Source organism: Streptomyces sp. NPDC044003 (genome assembly GCF_056435185.1).
In genome coordinates this window covers 386,261-405,132 of the sequence record NZ_JBWKFA010000007.1, presented here as the reverse complement: position 1 = coordinate 405,132, position 18,872 = coordinate 386,261, and the positions used below count along the sequence as shown (strand labels likewise).

Genomic DNA, 18,872 nt, shown 5'->3' with positions numbered 1-18,872 from the left:
GGCGTACGGGGCCTCCTTCAGGTGTCGGCGCCCCGGGCGCCCGATCCGATCTCGACCTCGACCCCGATACGGAGGGGACCCCATGGCGGTCATCGACATCGAGCGGCCTCGTGCGGCCCGCGGCGGGCTTGCCGTCGCCGTGCTGCTCGCCGTTCTCGCGCTCGTTCACGTCTACTGGGCGACCGGGCTGACGTGGCCGGCCGCCGACGAGCGGGGGCTCTCGCTCGCCGTTCTCGGCAGTGTCGTGTCCTTCGGTCCCGCGGTGGTGCTGCCGCTCGCGGTGGTCGAGGGGTGCGCGGCGGTCGCCGTGGCCGCCCATGCGCGCGGGGTCCGCGGTCGCCGGATCCCACGCCTCGTCACGTATGCCGTCGCCGGCGGGATGCTGCTGCGCGGGGTAGCCGGTGTGGTGTGGATCGTGGTGGGCCGGGACGGTTCCGGGGCGGCCTTCCCCTGGCTGAACGCGCTGCTCTACACCCCGCTGAGCCTGGTCTTCGGCTGGACGGCCCTGCGTGCCGCCCGCTGAGGCCGCCGGTCCCGTCGACCGGGGTGTCGCGCTCGTCCGGGCCGCCCGGCGGGGCGACACCCTGGCCCTGCACGACCTGCTCGACCACCTCACCCCGTACATCTCCCGGATCTGCGGGCCCATCGCCCTCGACGACGGGCCGGACGCCACCCAGGAGGCCCTGGTCGCCGTCTTCACCTCGCTGCGTTCGCTGCGGGAGCCCGAGGCGCTGTACGGGTGGGTGCGGGCGATCTCCGTACGGGAGGCGGTACGGGTCGCCAGGCGGGCGGCGCGGGCGCGGCCGGCGGAGCTCCCCGACGTCCCGGAGCGGGGTGATCCGCAGCTGGCCGCCGACATCGGCGACGTCCTGGCCCGGCTGTCGCCGGCGCACCGGGCGGTGCTGGTGCTGCGGGACGTCGAGGGGATGGACGAGGAGGCCGCGGCGGCGCTCCTCGGGGTGCCGGCGGGCACGGCGAAGTCCCGGTTGCACCGGGCACGGCAGAGCTTCCGAAGGGCGTGGTCCGCGTGAACGGCGAAGAGGCGATGATCGACGACGTGCGGCGGCTGCGGGTGATGGGCGCCGCTGTGCGGGGCGCGCGGATCGTGGAGGACGTGCTGCCCGCGCCGCTCGACGTGGTGTGGGCGGTCATGGGCGATCTGGAGGGCGGCTTCGGTGAGTTCCAGCCCGACATGCGGTCGGTGCGGGTGCTGCGCCGGGACGGCGACCGGGTCGAGGCCCTCGCCCGCAGCCGCTACGGACTGCGGGCCCGGTTCCACGGGGTGCTGCGGCCGGGCTGGTGCTGGCTGCAGAGCAGGTTCCTGGTCATCGGGATGGCGGCGGTCGACGAGGGCGGCCGGACCCGGGTCGCGCTCACCGGCGGTGTCCGTGTCCCGGGGCGGGCCGCGCTGGTGCCGTTCGGGGCGCGCCGTGAACTGGAGCGGGCCATGGCGCGCCTCGCCGAACGGGTCGCCGGTCAGCCGGTCAGGAGGCGTTCTCCGGGCTGGTGATGTTGACCATCCAGGTGATCCCGAAGCGGTCCGTGCACATGCCGAAGACGTCGCCCCACATCTGCTTCTCCAGCGGGACGGAGACCGTGCCGCTGCCGGAGAGCTGCTCCCAGTAGCCGCGGAGCTCGCCGTCCTCCTCGCCGCTCACGCTCACGGCGATGTTGGTGCCGGGCTGGTGCGGCATGCCCGGGGGGACATCCCCGGCCATGAGGGTGAAGCCGCTGTCGGTCTCCAGCATGGCGTGCATGATCTTGTCGGCGTTGGCCGCGGCCTTGTCGCCGAACGCGCCGTAGGTGTTGAGCGCGAGGGTGCCGCCGAAGACCTCCTTGTAGAACTCCATGGCCTGGCGGGCGTCGCCGTCGAAGGTGATGTACGGGTTGAGGCGAGGGGGCACGAGCCTCCCCTTTCGTGACGGGTCGGTGGTTCCGGCCGAGGCTAGAGGACGCCCCGCCGCCTGCCGGTGCGACGCCTCGGCCGGCGGCCCGGAATTCGACCTGTTGCCTCAACCCGCCGGTACCTCACCGCGCCGTCACGCGTCCTGGATCCGCCGGAACGGCCGGTCCGCCTCCAGGGTGAACGCCACGTCCAGGAGGGTCCGTTCGCTGCCGGGGCGGCCGGAGAACATGACGCCGACGGGCAGTCCGTCGTCGGTCGCCCGGGTGCTGGGCAGCGAGATCGACGGGGTGCCGACGACGTTGTCGACGGGGGTGAACGCGACGTATGCGAGGATCCGCTCGATCAGCGTCGTATAGGGGACCGTGGGGGCGAGGTGGCCGATCGGCGGCGCCGGATGGGCGAGGACCGGGGTGAGGAGGAGGTCGAGTCCGCGGAAGGCCGCCGCGTACGCCACCTTCGTCCGCTTCAGCCTCCGCAGCACGCCCGGGGTGCGCCGCCAGTTCTCCACGTACGTCGCGCGCAGTCCGCGGCTGAGGCCGTCCATGCGGTGCCGGTCGAAGTCCGGTCCGAAGCTCCGGCCGGTGGCGCCGAGGAGGAAGGACAGCATCCCCCAGTAGGTGAGGAAGTCCTCGGTGAAGCGCGGGTCGACGGCCATCTCGACCGGCTGCACGGTGTGGCCGAGCCGTTCGAGCCTCGTCGCCGTCTCCGTGACGGCCTCCCGGGTGGCGGCGTCGGAGGCGACGCCGTTCGGCGAGTCGAGGAGGAATCCGATGCGGAGGCGTCGCCCGGAGGGCCCTTCGACCAGGCCCACGGGCGGTAGCTTCGGATTGCGCCAGTGGCTCTCGGCGGCGGCGAGGAACGCGGCGGTGTCCCGTACGGAACGGCTCACGACCCCGTCGACGACGAGGTCCAGGGGCAGCCGGCGGCTCTGGTCGTTCGGCACGACCCGGCCGCGGGTCGGCTTGAGGCCGACGAGCCCGCAGCAGGCGGCGGGGATCCGGATGGATCCGCCGCCGTCGTTGGCGTGGGCGATCGGGACGGCGCCGGCGGCGACGAGCGCCGCGCTGCCGCCCGAGGAGCCGCCGGCGGAGTGGCCGGTGTTCCACGGGTTGCGGACGGGTTCGGCGTTCTCGTACTCCGTGGTCGGGCTGAAGCCGAACTCGGGCAGCCGGGTCTTGCCGAGCACCGTGACGCCGGTGCTCAGGAACTGCCGGGTGAAGGGCGCGTGCCGGCGCGCGGCCCGCGGCGTGAAGGCCGCGCTGCCGTGGCCCGTGGGCAGCCCCTGGTGGTCGGTGTTGTCCTTGACGAAGGTCGGGACCCCGGCGAAGGGGCCGCCGGTGCCGGGCGACGGAGAGTCGGCGTGCACCTGGACGGCGTGGAGCCGTTCCTCGACGGCCCGCACCCGCTCGGCCGCGTCCCGGGCGGCCTCGGCGGCGCCGACCTCGCCGCGGCGGATGGCCGCGGCGAGCCCGACGGCGTCGTGTTCTCCCAGGGCGTCGTCCCGGAAGGCGTGCACCCTGGTCTTCTCGTCGTACGTCGTCACCGCTGCCTCAGCCCCCGGCCGTGTGGATGGTCACCCACCATCATTGCCTACCGGCGGGTAACAGGCGAGGGGTCGGCGCCGGGTCATCGCCCTTGGAGCGCCTTGACGTTGTCGCCGAAGGTCCACCCCTTCGAGCCGTCCCAGTTGGCCGACCAGGTCATCAGGCCCTTGAGCGAGCCGCCGTAGTGGTTCCAGGCCTGGGCCACCGACGACGGCGCCATGTACCCGCCACCGGCGCCCGGCTGCGCCGGGAGGCCGGGGACCTGCTTGTCGTACGGGACCTTCACGGTGGTGCCCTGGATCACGAGCCCCCGGTTCAGGCAGTCGGTCTGGGCGACGAACCCGGCGACGGTGCCGGCGGAGTAGGAGTCGCCGGAGCATCCGTACATGCTGCCGTTGTAGTACTGCATGTTGAGCCACCACAGGCGTCCGTTGTCCGCGTACTTCTTGACGATCGGCAGGTACGCGCCCCAGATCGACCCGTACGCCACGCTGCCGCCCGTGACGTAGGCGGTCTCCGGCGCCATCGTCAGGCCGAAGCCGGCGGGCATGCGGGCGAGGACCCCGTCGATGATGTGGACGAGGTTGGCCTGCGAGGTGGACAGGGTGCCGATGCTGCCGCTGCCGACGAGGCCGGTCTCGATGTCGATGTCGATCCCGTCGAAGTTGTACGCCTTCAGGATCGGCACGACGGTCTCGACGAACCGGTCGGCGACGGCGCGGGAGCTCAGGTCGATCCCGGCGGCGGCGCCCCCGATCGACATCAGGATCGTCGCGCCTGCGGCCTTGGCGCGGCACATCTCCGCCGGGGTGGCGACGCGGACGGTGCTGTCCATGCCGTCCTCCCACAGCACCGTCCCGTCCGAACGGATCACGGGGAAGGCGGCGTTGATCACGTTGTAGCCGTGGGCCGCGAAGCGCGGGTCGTCGATGGGCGCCCAGCCGAAGGGCGGATGGACGCCGTTGGCCGAGCCGTCCCAGTTCTCCCAGTACCCCTGGAGCACCTTCCCGGCGGGCTTCGGCTTGAGGGCGCAGGTGTCCGCGGCGGCGGAGGACGGGGACTGCGCGGGCTTCGTGTCCTCGGCGGCGGCGGGGCCCGCGAGGACGGCGGCGGCGAGCAGGGTGGCGAGCCCCGCTCCGAGGACACGGGTGATCCGGGGGCCTGGCATGCGTGCTCCTGGGGACGTGGGGGGATGGTCCTGGGCATGGCGCGCGCTCCAGCAGACGGTAAGTTGGTCCAGACCTTTCGTCAACCATCCATGCGCGCACGGGAGTTGCCGCGCCCATCACGGCCAGGGCCCGCCATGTCCACGCCTCGCCCGTTCGGGTCACCGTGAGTGACGACGTGCGTGCGTCGGCGGCCCACGAGACGATGGAGACGGAGAGGGATCGCCATGAGTGAGTTCGACATCTGGAACTACCGCCCGAGCACCGGGTACCGGCAGGGCGTCGATCTCGTCGGCTACAAGGTCGAGGCCACGGACGGGACGATCGGGAAGATCGACAAGCACACCGAGGACGTCGGCTCGTCGTATCTGGTGGTCGACGTCGGGACGTGGATCTTCGGCAGGCGGGTGCTCCTCCCGGCCGGGACCATCGAGCTGATCGACACCGCCGAGGAGAAGGTGTACGTCGACCGCACGAAGGACCAGATCAAGGACGCCCCCGACTTCGACGAGGCGAAGTACGGCGGCGAGTCCAGCTATCTGGAGCAGTTCGCCCAGTACTACGGCCAGCCGCACATGTGAGAGGCGGCCGGGCCCCTGCCCGGCCGCCACCGGAACACGCGAGACAGGCTGACGACCGTCAGGCGACGGTCAGTTCGTTGACGGCGATGTTGCCCCACTGGCGGTTGGCCGCCTTGACGACGATCCGCAACTGCGAGGCGTCGACGGGCGTGGGCAGGGTGAGGGTGCGCCGCTCCACGGTGGAGCTGTTGCTGTTCCAGGTGATCGCGGCGTCGGTGAGGCGGGTGGTCCAGGCCGAGCCGTCCCAGGTCTGGATGTCGACCCGGGTGAAGCCCTGCCCCTGGCCGAAGTGGGTGGCGAGGGTCGGTGCGCCGATCCGGCGGACGGCCCTGAGGTCGAGCGTGATGCTGCCCGGGAGCGTCACGCCGACCGGGCTCGCCCAGCTGGTGGCCTCGTTCGCGTCGGCCACGGCGGCGATGGTCCCCTGTCCGGTGCCCATCGTGGTGGAGGCGAGGGGCGCCCCGTAGCTGCCCGGCGCGCCCTGGACGGCACCGACGGCGACGGTGGCGGGGAGCGGGGCGCCGAGGATGTCGTGGCCGCCGTTGCCCGTGACGGCCAGGCCCGCGTCGATGGCGGCGGAGCCGGAGAGCGGCCGGTAGCCGCTCAGGTCGGTGCGGGAGGTGGCGGTGCCGGGGGCGGTGAGCTTCGGGTCGCCGGTGAGGGCGGCAGTGTCCGGCGGGACGGGTCCGCCGCGGTAGAGGTTGTTCCGGTAGGTGATGCCGGCGGTGTCGTGCGGGCCGGGCCACGGTGTTGTACTCGACGAGGGTGTCGGCGACCTGGTTGGGGTCGATGCCGCCGGAGCCGACGTCGTGGACGTGGTTGCCGCGGATCACGAGACCGGTGCTGGGCGTGAACGGGCCGTGCTCGCCGGCGGGGATGTTCAGCTCGCCCCACAGCGAGGTCCAGCCCTCGCGCTGCATCCAGGTGGACCAGGTGGTGATGCCGTACGCCTTGGTGTCGGCGATCTCGCTGTTCTCGATCAGCATGCCGGTGTAGTACGTGGGGGCGCTGTTGCCCCGGACGTTCACGAGGATGCCGGCCGAACCGATGTTGCCCTTGCCGAGCTGAGCGACGCCGTCGATCCCGTGGACGTGCAGATTGCGCAGCGTGATGCCGGGGACGGCGCCGATGTCCTTGGCCCTGACCTCGACGCCGACCCGCCAGGTGGTGGAGCCGGTCCCGTTGGTGACCTCCAGGACCGTCCGGCCGGGACCACGCGGAGTTCCTGGGCCGGCTGCGGCCGCACCTGGCCAGGCTGGACCGGATGGGCGTGCGCTACCGACCGCTCGACGCGCCCTCCCCCGTGGACCGGCCCGAACCCTCCGTCCGGCGGTCGCGCCAGGCCGGGACGAGGGCCGTGAGCATCAGGGCGGCGGTGAGGACGAAGGCCGACGGGTAGCCGGTCCGGGCCGCGAGGAAACCGAAGCCGACGGCACCGAGGCCCATACCCGCGTCGAAGGCGAAGTTCCACAGGGCGCTGACGGTTCCGTAGCCGGAGGCGGGGACCCGCGCGTACATCAGCGTCAGGGTGGCGTTCTGGGTGAAGCCGAAACCGATCCCGAACAGGGTCACACCGATGACGACGGCGACCGGACTGTGGGTCAGTGCGGTGAGCAGCGTTCCCCCGGCCGCGAGGGCGAGGCCGGGCAGAAGCAGTACGGCGGGACCGTGCCGGTCGCCGTGCCGACCGGCCACCCAGCGGGCCGCGGTCGCCGCGGCGGACTGGGCGAACAGGGCCGTGGCGACGACACCCGCGGAGGCCGAGGGGACGGCCAGCGGGAGGAAGGTGACCAGGATTCCGGCGGCGAGGGCGGTCGCCGCGAAGACCAGGGCGGGCCGCGACAGCGCGGCCGTCCGTATCCCGGCCGCCACCCCGATCACCCGCTCCGAGGTGGGTTCGCGGTCCGGCAGTCCCGGCACCGAGGCGACGGCGGCCAGCGCGGCCACGGCTCCGGCGGCGAAGACCGGGCCGTACCCCACGTGCGCCGCCAGCCACACGCCCAGCGGCAGCGCCACCAGGGACGGGACACCGGACACGATGCCGACGACCGCCAGCCCCTCCCCTCGGCGTGCGGCCGGGATGAGCGCGGCCGTCAGGGCGCCGCCCGCGACGACGGTGAAGGCGAATCCGAGACCGCGCAGGACACACACCGCCGCGATCCAGGCCGGGCTTCCGGAGGCGGAGAACGCGAAGGCCGGCGCGCCGAGGAGGACGAGTCCCGCCCCCAGCACGAGGCGGTAGCCGAAGCGGGCGACGAGCCGGGGGGTGGCCAGCTCGCCGCCGACCGTGGCGAGCATCAGGGCGCCCGTGGTGAGCCCGGCGGCATCGCCGTGGCTCCCGCCGGCCTCCTCGGCGTAGAGGGGGACGACCGACAGGAGCAGGTAGAAGCTCGTCGAGGCGCCGATGATCGAGACGAAGCGCAGCAGCAGGGGCCGCGTCACCAGGGGCGGCCGCGAACCGGCGCCCTCTGCTCGGGAGTTGAGGATCTTGGTCATACGACGACGCTAAGGGCGGAGGCAGCCCGTCGGTAAGATCCGGTTCCCGGCCTCTGGACCTCGGTCCGGCCGGTCGCCCGGGCCGCCTCGGAGCGGTTCGAAAAAAACTTCGGCGAGAGCTGAATCCTCTCGGGACCTCCCCGTCTCTTATGTGTGTACCGGTCGAACGGGCCGGACTGAATCGGGAGGAAACAGCAATTATGGTCACTGCCCTCATCGTGGTCGGCGTGGTGCTCGTGGGTGCGTGCAGCTGGCACCTGATGCGGCGCTTCAACAAGAGCCGAAGCTGACCAGCGCCTGCGCGCGGGGCGCCTTCCGGTATGAGTAGCACATGAACCAACGCTTCCCCTGGCCTGACGAGCGGCTGATCAAGGCCGCTCAGGACGGCGACGTCACGTCGCTCACCACCGTCGTCATGGAATCGCAGCCGCATGTGCGCAAGTTCGCCATATCGCTGTGCGCCTCGCCGCAGGACGCGGAGGACGCGGCCCAAGAGGCGCTGATCATCCTGTACCGGAAGATCGGCACCTTGCGAGCCACCGGCGCGCTTGCCTCATGGATGTTCCGGATCGTGCGCAACGAGTGTCTCCGGCAGGTACGGCTCCTCGTCGCTCGACGTGACGAAGTGCCGGCCGAGGCGGAGGGAAGCGCGGAACCGTCCGCCGAGGAGGCGGTGCTGTACCGGTTGGAGGTGGAGCGGATCGCGGCCGCGGTCAGCGCCCTTCCCCGTGACCAGCGGCAGGTCCTGATCATGCGAGACGTCCAGGGCCTGCCCGGCAAGACCGTCGCTCATGCGCTCGGCCTGAGCACCGCGGCGATGAAGTCGCGGCTGCACAGGGCACGCGCGGCGCTGCGTCACGCGCTGGAAGCGACCGACCAGGCACCAGATCAGGCCATCGACCCACCAGTCGAAGGAGACTCACAACCATGACCATGACCACTCTGAACGTCGTGAAGCCCCCCGAGGGCGTGCAGGCCCCGGTGATCGCACCGACCGCGACCCAGGTCGCGACGCCGCCCGCGGCGCCGAACTTCGCGAGCAAGTCCGTCCCGCGGCACCTGGCGCGCGGCCTGATCGGCTTCGGCCTGATCATCGGCTCCCTCGCCATGGTGCCGGTGGTCGGCCCGGCCGCCCTCCTCGCGGCCCCCCTGTCGCTGGTCGCCTTCAAGGGCTGCCCCACCTGCTGGATGGTCGGCCTGGCGCAGACCATCTCCCGGGGCCGACTGGAGCGCCAGTGCGTGGACGGCGTCTGCACCCTCACCAAGGCGCACCCGGCGGCGAAGCACGGCTGACGCCCCCGGACTTCCTGCCTCCCGCCCCGGCCTGACTTCCACCCTCCCGCAGAGCGTCCCGGAAGGTGGTGTCACCGGGTCGGGAGGTTTCGGCTGTGCCCTTTTACAGGCGTGAGACGGCTGTCTCATCGAGCCTGCGCAAGCACCCCCCCGGACTATCCGTCACATTCGTTTTGCATACCAACTCGCCGCCCTGGCCATTGGTTTACGGAGCGGCGCCTCGGTGCTAGGGTCCAAAACGAGTTTGAGACTGGCAGGGCCGCCGAGTCGGCAACGCCATTGATCGTGCTTCACGGGGGGAGCAGAACACTATGATCCGCCATGCCCAGATTGGGGCGGCAGATGACCGTACCGTCGCTGTCGTCGGCCTTTCCTGCCGTTTACCCGGTGGTGCGAGCCCTGCCGAATTCTGGAATCTTCTGAGGAACGGCCGCGACGCCATTGCGGAGCCGCCCGCGGATCGCGCGCACCTCGGCGTCCGGGAGGACGGTTCGCCGCGCCCCGGTGGTTTTCTGCCCCGCGTCGACACCTTCGATGCCGAGTTCTTCGGGATTTCCCCGCGTGAAGCCGCCGCGATGGACCCGCAGCAGCGCCTCGCACTCGAGCTCGCCTGGGAGGCGCTCGAGGACGCCGGCATCGTCCCGGCCACGCTCGCCGGCACCGCCACCGGCGTCTTCGTCGGCGCGATCGCCGACGACTACACGGCCCTCACCCACGCGGCCGGCCCCGAGGCCACCTCCGCGCACACGGTGACGGGCCTGCACCGGGGCATCATCGCGAACCGGATCTCCTACGCCCTCGGGCTCCAGGGTCCCAGCATGGTGGTCGACAGCGCACAGTCGTCTTCGCTGGTCGCAGTGCATCTGGCCTGCGAGAGCCTGCGTCGCGGCGAGTCCGTGACGGCGCTGGCCGGCGGCGTCAACCTCAACCTCGCGCCGGAGAGCACCGAGGCCCTCGCGGCGTTCGGCAGCCTCTCGCCCAACGGGCGATGTTACTCGTTGGACGCCCGGGCGAACGGGTATGTGCGAGGTGAGGGCGGCGGCGTGGTCGCGCTGAAACTCCTCAGTCGGGCCATCGCCGACGGGGACCGCATCCACTGTCTGCTGCACGGTGGAGCCGTCGGCAACGACGGCGCGAGTGAGACGCTTCCCACACCTGACGGAAAAGCCCAGGAACGCGTCATACGCGATTCCTGGGAAAACTCCGGTTTACCTCTTGGACACGCGCAGTACATCGAAATACACGGGTCTGGCACCCGGGTCGGCGATCCCATCGAAGCCTCTGCTCTGGGTGCCGTATTCTCCTCCTCCCGCACCCCGGATAATCCGCTCCGGCTCGGCTCGGTCAAGACGAACATCGGCCACCTCGAAGGGGCCGCGGGCATAGCGGGGCTCGTCAAGACGATTCTCTGCATCAAAGAGCGGGAAATCGTTCCAACGCTCAACTATCAGACCCCCAATCCACAGATCCCGTTCGAGGATCTACGGCTCGCACCCGCCACCGAAACCGGGCCGTGGCCGAATCCCGAGGGTCCGCTCCTCGCGGGTGTGACATCGGTCGGAATGGGCGGTACGAACTGCCATCTGGTCCTCGGCGAATGGCGGGACGAAACCGCCCCGACCGCCGGGAACGAACCGGACCCGACAAACCCCTCCGCCGCATCCGATTCCCTCGCATGGGTGCTGTCCGGACGCGGCGACACGGCACTGCGCGCCCAGGCCGCCCGCCTGCGCGAACACCTCGCCGCCCGCCCCGAGTCCGACGTCGCCGAGGTCGCCCGCGCCCTCGCCCACGACCGCACCGCCTTCACCCACCGCGCCGTCCTGACGGGCACCGGCCGCGACGAGCTCCTCGGCGCCCTGGACGCGGTAGCCGACGCCCGGGTCACCCCGACGGCGGTCGAGGGCAGCAGCCACCGGGCCGTCCGCGAGGCCGTGTTCGTCTTCCCCGGCCAGGGCTCCCAGTGGGCCGGCATGGCCGCCGAACTCCTCGACAGCTCCCCCGTGTTCGCCCGGGTCGTCGAGGACTGCGAGCGCGCGCTCCGCCCGTACCGCGACTGGTCGCTGACCGATGTGCTGCGCGGACGGCCCGACGCGCCCGCCCTGGACCGCGACGACGTCGTGCAGCCCGCCCTGTGGGCCGTGATGGTCGGACTCGCCGCCCTGTGGCGGGCGGCCGGTGTCGAACCGGCCGCGGTCGTCGGCCACTCGCAGGGCGAGATCGCCGCCGCCACCGTCAGCGGCGCCTTGACCCTCGACGACGCCGCCCGGCTCATCGCCGTACGCAGCACCGCTCTCGGCGCGCTCGCCGGACGCGGCGGCGGCATGCTCACCGTGTCGCTGCCCGCCGACCGGGTCCGCGAGGACCTGGCCGGATTCCCCCGCCTGAGCGTGGCCGCCGTCAACTCGCCCGGCATGACCGTGGTGGCCGGCGACGGGGACGCCCTGGACGCCCTGGCCGCGCACTACGGCGAGGACGTGCGCACCCGGCGCGTCCCGGTCGCCTACGCCTCGCACAGCCCGCACGTCGACGCCGTACGCGACACGCTGCCCGCCGAACTCGCCGGCATCGCACCGCGCGCCGGGACCGTGCCGCTGCACTCCACCGTGACCGGCACCGCCCTGGACGGTTCCGAGCTGGACGTCGACTACTGGTACCGCAACCTGCGCGAACCGGTCGCCCTCGAGCCCGTCGTACGGGCCCTGCTCGACGCGGGGCACGAGCTGTTCATCGAGATGAGCCCGCACCCGGTCCTGGCGCTCGCGGTCCAGCAGACCGCGGAGGCCGCCGACCTGCCGGTCGCCGCGCTCGGCACCCTGCGCCGCGGTGAGGGCGGACGGCAGCGCCTGCTGCTCGCGTTCGGCGAGGCGTTCTGCCACGGCGCGGAGGTGGACTGGTCCGCCGTCCTGCCCGCCGGTACCGGCCGCGCCGAGCTGCCGACGTACGCCTTCCAGCGCCGCCGCCACTGGATCTCCGGACGGCCCCACGCCGCCCGGCCCCTGACGCCCGCCACCACGCCGGCTCAGCAGACCGCGCCGCTCCACGAGGACACCGCCGAGGCCCCCGGGGCCGAGGCGAACATCTCCCTGACCGGCCCGGCCTCCCTGGAGCTCGTCCGCGCGCACACCGCCGCCGTCCTCGGGTACGAGTCCGCCGCCGAGGTCGAGCCCCGGCGGACCTTCAAGGAGCTGGGCATCGACTCGGCGATGGTCGTCGAGCTGCGCAACCGGCTCGTCACCGCCACCGGGCGCAGGCTCCCCACGACCGTCGTGTACGACCACCCCAGCCCCGCCCGGCTGGCCGCGCTGCTCGCCGACGCGCCGCACGAGGCCGTCACGGCGCCCGAGGCCCGTACCGACGAGGACGACCCCGTCGTGATCGTCGGCATCGGCTGCCGGTTCCCGGGCGGGGTGGACTCCCCCGAGGCGCTCTGGCGGGTCGTCGCCGAGCAGCGCGACGTCATCTCGGGCTTCCCGGCCGACCGTGGCTGGGACCTCGACGGCCTCTACCACCCGGACCCCGCCCACGTGGGCACCACGTACGTCCGCAACGGCGGCTTCCTCGAAGGCGCCGCGGAGTTCGACGCCGAACTGTTCGGGATCTCGCCGCGTGAGGCGCTCGCGATGGACCCGCAGCAGCGCGCGTACCTGGAGGTGTGCTGGGAGGCCCTGGAGCGGGCCGGAATCGCCCCGGACTCCCTGCGCGGCACGCAGACGGGCGTGTTCGCCGGTGTGATGGCCCAGGAGTACGGTCCGCGGCTCGGCGAGGCGGGTGCGGGTGCCGCAGGCTTCGGCCTGACGGGGACCACGCCGAGCGTCACCTCGGGCCGCGTCGCCTACACGCTCGGCCTGCAGGGCCCGGCCCTGACGGTCGACACCGCGTGCTCGTCGTCGCTGGTCGCGCTGCACCTCGCGGTGCGCGCCATCCGGTCGGGCGAGTGCTCGCTCGCCCTCGCGGGCGGTGTGACGGTCATGTCGACACCCGGCATCTTCGTGGAGTTCTCGCGGCAGCGGGGACTCGCGGCCGACGGCCGGTGCAAGTCCTTCTCGGCCGACGCGGACGGCACGGCCTGGGCCGAGGGCGTCGGTGTCCTCGTCGTGGAACGGCTGTCGGACGCCCGGCGGCTCGGACATGACGTCCTCGCCGTGGTGGCGGGCACCGCCGTCAACCAGGACGGCGCCTCCAACGGCCTCACCGCCCCCAGCGGCCCCGCGCAGGAGCGCGTCATCCGGGCCGCCGTGCAGGACGCCGGTGTCACCTTCTCCGGCGTCGACGCGGTCGAGGCTCACGGGACGGGCACCGTCCTCGGCGACCCGATCGAGGCACAGGCCCTCCTCGCCACCTACGGCAGCGAGCGCGACGGCCGGCCGCTCATGCTCGGCTCCCTGAAGTCCAACCTGGGACACGCGCAGGCCGCCGCCGGTGTCGGCGGCATCATCAAGATGGTCATGGCCCTGCGCCACGGCGAACTCCCCGCCTCCCTCAACGTCGGCAGGCCGAGTGGGCTCGTCGACTGGGCCGCCGGCGGCGTCGAGGTGCTCACCGAGCCGCGCCCCTGGCCCGCCGCCGACGGCAGGGTCCGGCGCGCCGGCGTCTCCTCCTTCGGCATCAGCGGCACCAACGCCCACGTGGTCCTCGCCGAAGCCCCCGCCGAGCCCCGCACGCCCGCGGACGGTACCGGGGACGACGGCACCCACCCGCTGTGGGTGCTGTCCGGGCGTACCGAACCGGCGCTGCGCGCCCAGGCCACCGCGCTCGTCGACGCGCTGGACACCCTCGACGAGGGGTCCACCACCGACCTCGGGCGCGCCCTCGCCACCACGCGTACCGCTCTCGGCCACCGCGCGGCCGTCGCCGCCGAGGACCGCGCGGAGGCCGTCGCGGCGCTGACCGCGCTCGGCCGCGGGGAACCGCACTCCGCCCTGGCCCTCGGCACGGCACGTACCGACGACGGCCTCGCCTACCTCTTCACCGGGCAGGGCAGCCAGCGCGTCGGCATGGGACGTGAGCTGTACGAGGCCGAGCCGGTCTTCGCCGCCGCCCTCGACGCGGTCTGCGCCGAACTCGACGCCTGCCGCGCCTCCGTGCCCGGGACGCCGCCGGTGCGCGAGGTGATGTTCCACGACGCCGAGGCGCTCGACCGGACCGAGAACACGCAGTGCGCCCTCTTCGCCCTCCAGGTCGCGCTGTTCCGGCTCCTGGAGCACCGGGGCCTGGCGCCCGACGCCGTACTCGGCCACTCCATCGGTGAGTTCGCCGCCGCTCACGTCGCCGGGATCCTCACGCTGTCCGACGCCTGCACCCTGGTCGCCGCGCGCGGCCGGCTCATGCAGGCTCTGCCGTCCGGCGGTGCGATGACGGCCGTCCAGGCCTCGCAGGACGAGGTCGCCGCGCTGATCGCGGGCCGCGAGCACGAGGTGAGCATCGCCGCCGTCAACGGCCCCCTGGCCGTCGTCGTCTCCGGTGACGTCGAGGCCGTCGAAGAGGTCGCCGGCACGTTCGCCGCCCTCGGCCGCAAGACGCGCCGGCTCGTCGTCAGCCACGCGTTCCACTCCCACCGCATGGACGGGATGCTCGACGCGTTCGCCGCCGTCACCGCGCAGGTCGCCTATGCGGAGCCGCGCGTCCCGATGGTGTCCACCGTCACCGGTGAGCCCGTCGAGGTCAGCGCCGACTACTGGGTGCGGCAGGTGCGCCGGGAGGTCCGGATGTCCGACGGCCTCGCCGCCCTGCACGGGCTCGGCATGCGGACCTTCCTCGAACTCGGCCCGGACGGTGTCCTTTCGGCACTGGGCCAGGACTGTCTGGACGACGACGCCCTCGCGTTCGTCCCGGTGCTGCGCCGCGGCCGGTCCGAGCGCCGCACCCTGGCCTCCGCGCTCGGCTCCCTGCACGTCCGGGGCCGCAGCCCCGACTGGCAGGCCGTGTTCGGCGCGGGGCGGACGCCCGCCCTGCCCACGTACGCCTTCCAGCGCGAGCGCTACTGGCTGACCGCGCAGGGCACCGAGGGGCCCGCGGGGCACCCGCTGCTCGGCCCCGCCGTCGAGCTCGCCGAATCCGGGCAGGCCGTCCTGACCGCCCGGCTCGGCCGCCGCAGCCATCCCTGGCTCGCCGACCACGCCGTCCTCGGCTCGGTCCTGCTGCCCGGCACCGCCTTCCTCGAACTCGCCGCCCGCGCGGGCTCGCAGACCGGGACGCCGCGGGTCGCCGAACTCACCCTCGTCGCCCCTCTGGTGATCCCCGAGGACGGCCGCACCGAGGTGCAGGTCGTCGTGGCCGCGCCCGGCGAGGACGGCCTGCGCGCTCTGACCGTGCATGCCCGTGCCGAGACGCCGGACGGTGCCGTCGAGCCGTGGACCCTGCACGCCACCGGCGCGCTCGCCCCGCACGACGGAGCCCCCGCGCCCGCCGCGGCCCGGCCCACCGGCGAGGGCGAAGCCCTGCCCGTCGACGGCTGCTACGAGGAACTGGCGGCCTCGGGCTACGCCTACGGCCCTGTCTTCCAGGGCCTGCGCGCGGCGTGGCGGCACGGCACCGACCTGCTCGCCGAGGTCGCCCTGCCGGCCTCCGTCACCGACGCCGCCTCGTACGGGCTGCACCCGGCGCTGCTCGACGCGGCCCTGCACCCGATCGTCATCACCGCCCTCGAAGACGGCGGCCGACGGCTGCTGCCCTTCTCGTGGCGCGGCGTGACCGTCCACCAGCCGGGCGCCCGTTCCGTGCGGGCGCTGATCACCGGGACCGGTCCGGACGCGGTGTCGCTGACCCTGCTCGACGAGTCCCACGCGGTCGTCGCCGAGGTCGAGGAGCTCGTCCTGCGCCCGGCCGGCGAGGAGGTGGCCGTACCGCGCTCCCTCCACCGCCTGGACTGGAAGCCGGCCACGGCGGACGGGGAGGCGTCCCCGTCGGCCGCCGTGCTCGGCTCCGCCGACCTGGGCGTCGGTCCTCGGTACGACGACCTCACGGCCCTGGGCGAGGCCCTCGACGCGGGGCTTCCCGCCCCCGAGGTGGTCTTCGCGCCGGTCACGGTTCTCGGGGAAGGCCTCGCGGCCGCCCAGGACCTCGGGGACGGTCTTGCGGTCACCCAGGACCTCGGGGACGGTCTCGCGGCCACCCAGGACCTTCGGGACCGTCTCGCGGCCGACTCCCCGGCCGTCGTGCACCGCGCTCTCGCGCTGCTCCAGGCGTGGCTGGCCGAGGACCGGCTCGCCGACTCCCGGCTGGTACTCGTCACCCGGGCGGCCGTGGCCACGGCGCCGGACGCCGACGCGGACCCCGACATCGCGGCCGTATGGGGTCTGGCACGGTCGGCGCAGACCGAGAACCCCGGGCGGGTCGGACTCCTCGACGTGGAGACCCCGGAGGACTGCCGTACCGCGCTGCCGCTGATCGGATCCGAGCCGCAACTCGCCGTACGCGAGGGCGCCTTGCTGGTACCCCGGCTCGGCCCGGCTTCGGCCGGCGGCGCCCTGGTGCCCCCGGCCGGCACGGCCGCGTGGCGGATGGTGGTGCGCGAGCGCGGGACCCTGGACCACCTGGCCCTCGAACCCTTCCCGGAGGCCCTGGCCCCGCTGGGCGACGGCGAGGTCCGCATCGCGATGCGCGCCGCGGGCGTCAACTTCCGCGACGTCCTGGGCACCCTGGGTCTCTACCCCGGCGATCCCGGTCCGCTCGGCCTCGAAGGCGCCGGTGTGGTCACCGAGGTCGGGCCCGGCGTCACGGGTCTCGCCGTCGGCGACCGTGTCATGGGCCTGTTCTCCGGGGCGTTCGGCCCGATGGCCGTCACCGACCACCGGCGGGTCGCCGTCATGCCCGCCGACTGGACGTTCGCCGAGGCGGCGTCCGCGCCCATCGTGTTCCTGACCGCCTACCACGCCCTGGTCGACCTCGCCGGCCTGGGCGAGGGCGAGCGGGTCCTGGTCCACGCGGCGGCGGGTGGCGTCGGCATGGCCGCCGTCCAGCTCGCCCGGCACCTGGGCGCGGAGGTGTACGGCACGGCGGGCCCCGGCAAGTGGGACGCCCTGCGTGGCCTCGGCCTGGACGGCGCGAACCTGGCGTCGTCCCGGACCCTGGACTTCGAGGCGGCGTTCGGCGCGGCCACCGAAGGCCGTGGCATGGACGTCGTACTGAACTCGCTCGCCGGCGAGTTCGTGGACGCGTCCCTGAGGCTGCTGCCGCACGGCGGTCGCTTCGTGGAGATGGGCAAGACCGATCTGCGCGACCCGGCGCTCGTCGCGGCCGACCACCCCGGGGTGGACTACCGCTTCTTCGACCTGCTCCAGGAGCCGACCGAGCGGATCGGCGAACTGCTCACGGCCGTCCTGCGCCTGCTGTCCTCGGGTGCTCTGACCCCGCTGCCGGTCAGCACCTGGGACGTCCGCCGGGCACCGGAGGCCTTCCGGTACGTCAGCCAGGCGCGCCACATCGGCAAGGTCGTCCTCACCCTGCCCCCGGCCTTCGACCCGGAGGGCACGGTCCTGGTCACCGGCGCCACCGGAGCCCTCGGCGGACTGGTCGCGCGGCACCTCGTCACCGAGCACGGCGCTCGCCATCTGCTCCTGGTCAGCCGTCGCGGCGCCGACGCGCCCGGCGCTCAGGAACTCGCCGCCGAAATCGGTGAGTTGGGTGCGGAGGTCGTCCTCGCGGCCTGTGACACCGCCGACCGGGACGCGCTCGCGAAGCTGCTGGCCGGCGTACGGCTCACCGCCGTCGTCCACGCGGCCGGAGTGCTCGACGACGGCGTGATCACCGCGCTCACTCCCGAGCGCCTCGACACCGTGCTCGCCGCCAAGGCCACCGCGGCCCGGCACCTGCACGAGCTGACCACGGACCAGGACCTCGCGGCCTTCGTCCTCTTCTCCTCCGTCATGGGCGTCATCGGCGGCGCCGGCCAGGGCAACTACGCCGCGGCCAACGCCTACCTGGACGCCCTGGCCCAGCACCGCAAGGCGCAGGGACTCCCCGCGGTCTCCCTCGCCTGGGGCATGTGGGCGGACACGGCGGGACGGCCGGGGGCCGCCGGAATGGCGGGCACCCTGTCCGAAGCCGACCGGGTGCGCATCGCCCGCACCGGCCTCGCGCCCATCGACCGGGCGGAGGGCCTGGCCCTGCTCGACGCGGCCCTGCGCGTGGACTCCCCCGCGCTCGTGCCCGCACCCATCGACCGTGCCGCGCTCGGCGCCCTCGGCGCCCAACTGCCCGCCGTCCTGCGGGACCTGGCACCGGCCGCCCCTCGACCGGCCCAGGCGCCGACGGCCGCGTCGGCGCCCCGGACGACCGAGACCCTGCGCGACCGGCTCGCCGCACTGAGCACGGCCGAGCGGGAGGAACTGCTCCTCGATCTCGTCCGGGTGCAGACCGCCGCCGTACTCGGCCGGTCCTCCGCGTCCGGCATCCCCGCCGACCGGCCCTTCAAGGACATGGGCTGCGACTCCCTCACCCTGGTGGAACTGCGCAACAGGCTGCAGACCGCCGCCGGTCTCCGGCTGCCGGCCACCTTCCTCTTCAACTACCCGACACCGCTCGCGGTCGTGGGCCATCTGCACAGCGAACTGGCCCCGGCCGAAGCGGAATCCGCCACCGACTCCGCCGACTCCTCGTCCGCACCCGGCCTGGTCGAACTCGACCGGCTGGAAGCGGCGCTCGTCGGGCTGCCGGACGACACCCAGGACGACGTGCGCGCCGAGATCGTCCAGCGGCTCCAGGCCCTCGCGGCCCGGGTACCGGCTCAGCGCGCCCCGGCCGAGGACGATCTGTCCGCCCGGGTCCAGTCGGCCTCGGTCGACGAACTCCTCGCGTTCATCGACTCCGAACTCTGATCCCACGTCCGCGACGCCGGACCCTCACCCCTCTCATCCTTCGCCGCGCGCGGCGTGCCCCCGGGCAC

At 73.4% G+C, this 18,872-nt stretch carries 12 protein-coding genes; 7 read left to right on the top strand and 5 right to left on the bottom strand.

The window, feature by feature from the left end:
- The first annotated feature begins 82 nt into the window (after positions 1-82).
- Genes AC07AW_RS27870 through AC07AW_RS27860 form a run of 3 tightly spaced genes read left to right on the top strand, consistent with a single transcriptional unit; the run spans position 83 to position 1,510 of the window.
- Positions 83-523 carry a DUF3995 domain-containing protein gene (locus tag AC07AW_RS27870; protein ID WP_478818191.1) on the top strand — a complete coding sequence of 147 codons (441 nt, stop codon included), beginning with the start codon at positions 83-85 and terminating at the stop codon, positions 521-523.
- A complete protein-coding gene (locus tag AC07AW_RS27865; RefSeq protein WP_478818190.1) occupies positions 510-1,031 on the top strand; it encodes an RNA polymerase sigma factor in 522 nt (173 codons plus the stop codon). The genes AC07AW_RS27870 and AC07AW_RS27865 overlap by 14 nt, the downstream gene beginning before the upstream one ends.
- Positions 1,028-1,510, top strand: coding sequence for an SRPBCC family protein (locus AC07AW_RS27860; RefSeq protein WP_478818189.1), 483 nt, complete (start codon positions 1,028-1,030; stop codon positions 1,508-1,510). The genes AC07AW_RS27865 and AC07AW_RS27860 overlap by 4 nt, the downstream gene beginning before the upstream one ends.
- Here the strand turns inward: AC07AW_RS27860 and AC07AW_RS27855 are convergent.
- The 3 genes from AC07AW_RS27855 to AC07AW_RS27845 all read right to left on the bottom strand — a co-directional run bounded on the left by AC07AW_RS27855 (position 1,485) and on the right by AC07AW_RS27845 (position 4,618).
- On the bottom strand, positions 1,485-1,904 hold the full coding sequence (locus tag AC07AW_RS27855) for a VOC family protein (protein WP_478818188.1): 420 nt from the start codon (positions 1,902-1,904) through the stop codon (positions 1,485-1,487). The two genes, AC07AW_RS27860 and AC07AW_RS27855, sit on opposite strands and share 26 nt — an antisense overlap.
- Positions 1,905-2,039: 135 nt before the next feature.
- Entirely contained in the window at positions 2,040-3,449 is a 1,410-nt protein-coding gene (locus tag AC07AW_RS27850; RefSeq protein ID WP_478818187.1) for an amidase, read from the bottom strand.
- 83 nt (positions 3,450-3,532) lie between these two features.
- Positions 3,533-4,618, bottom strand: a complete 1,086-nt coding sequence (locus AC07AW_RS27845) for a chitinase (RefSeq protein ID WP_478818186.1) — start codon at positions 4,616-4,618, stop codon at positions 3,533-3,535.
- Between the two features lie 225 nt (positions 4,619-4,843).
- Between AC07AW_RS27845 and AC07AW_RS27840 the strand changes: the two genes are divergently transcribed.
- A complete protein-coding gene (locus tag AC07AW_RS27840) occupies positions 4,844-5,197 on the top strand; it encodes a PRC-barrel domain-containing protein (protein WP_478818185.1) in 354 nt (117 codons plus the stop codon).
- 58 nt (positions 5,198-5,255) lie between these two features.
- Here the strand turns inward: AC07AW_RS27840 and AC07AW_RS27835 are convergent, their stop codons facing one another.
- Both AC07AW_RS27835 and AC07AW_RS27830 read right to left on the bottom strand, forming a co-directional pair.
- On the bottom strand, positions 5,256-5,636 hold the full coding sequence (locus AC07AW_RS27835; protein ID WP_478818184.1) for a discoidin domain-containing protein: 381 nt from the start codon (positions 5,634-5,636) through the stop codon (positions 5,256-5,258).
- 836 nt (positions 5,637-6,472) lie between these two features.
- On the bottom strand, positions 6,473-7,693 hold the full coding sequence (locus AC07AW_RS27830) for an MFS transporter (protein WP_478818183.1): 1,221 nt from the start codon (positions 7,691-7,693) through the stop codon (positions 6,473-6,475).
- A gap of 331 nt (positions 7,694-8,024) precedes the next feature.
- On the opposite strand from AC07AW_RS27830, the gene AC07AW_RS27825 reads away from it, so the two are divergent.
- From AC07AW_RS27825 to AC07AW_RS27815, 3 genes are all read left to right on the top strand, one after another.
- Complete coding sequence (locus tag AC07AW_RS27825) at positions 8,025-8,624, top strand: RNA polymerase sigma factor (RefSeq protein WP_478818182.1); 600 nt, start codon at positions 8,025-8,027, stop codon at positions 8,622-8,624.
- A 2-nt stretch (positions 8,625-8,626) separates the two neighbouring features.
- Entirely contained in the window at positions 8,627-8,986 is a 360-nt protein-coding gene (locus AC07AW_RS27820; protein WP_478818272.1) for a hypothetical protein, read from the top strand.
- A gap of 311 nt (positions 8,987-9,297) precedes the next feature.
- Positions 9,298-18,804 (top strand): type I polyketide synthase, encoded by a 9,507-nt coding sequence (locus AC07AW_RS27815; RefSeq protein ID WP_478818181.1) that lies wholly within the window; start codon positions 9,298-9,300, stop codon positions 18,802-18,804.
- The last annotated feature ends 68 nt before the right edge of the window (positions 18,805-18,872 follow it).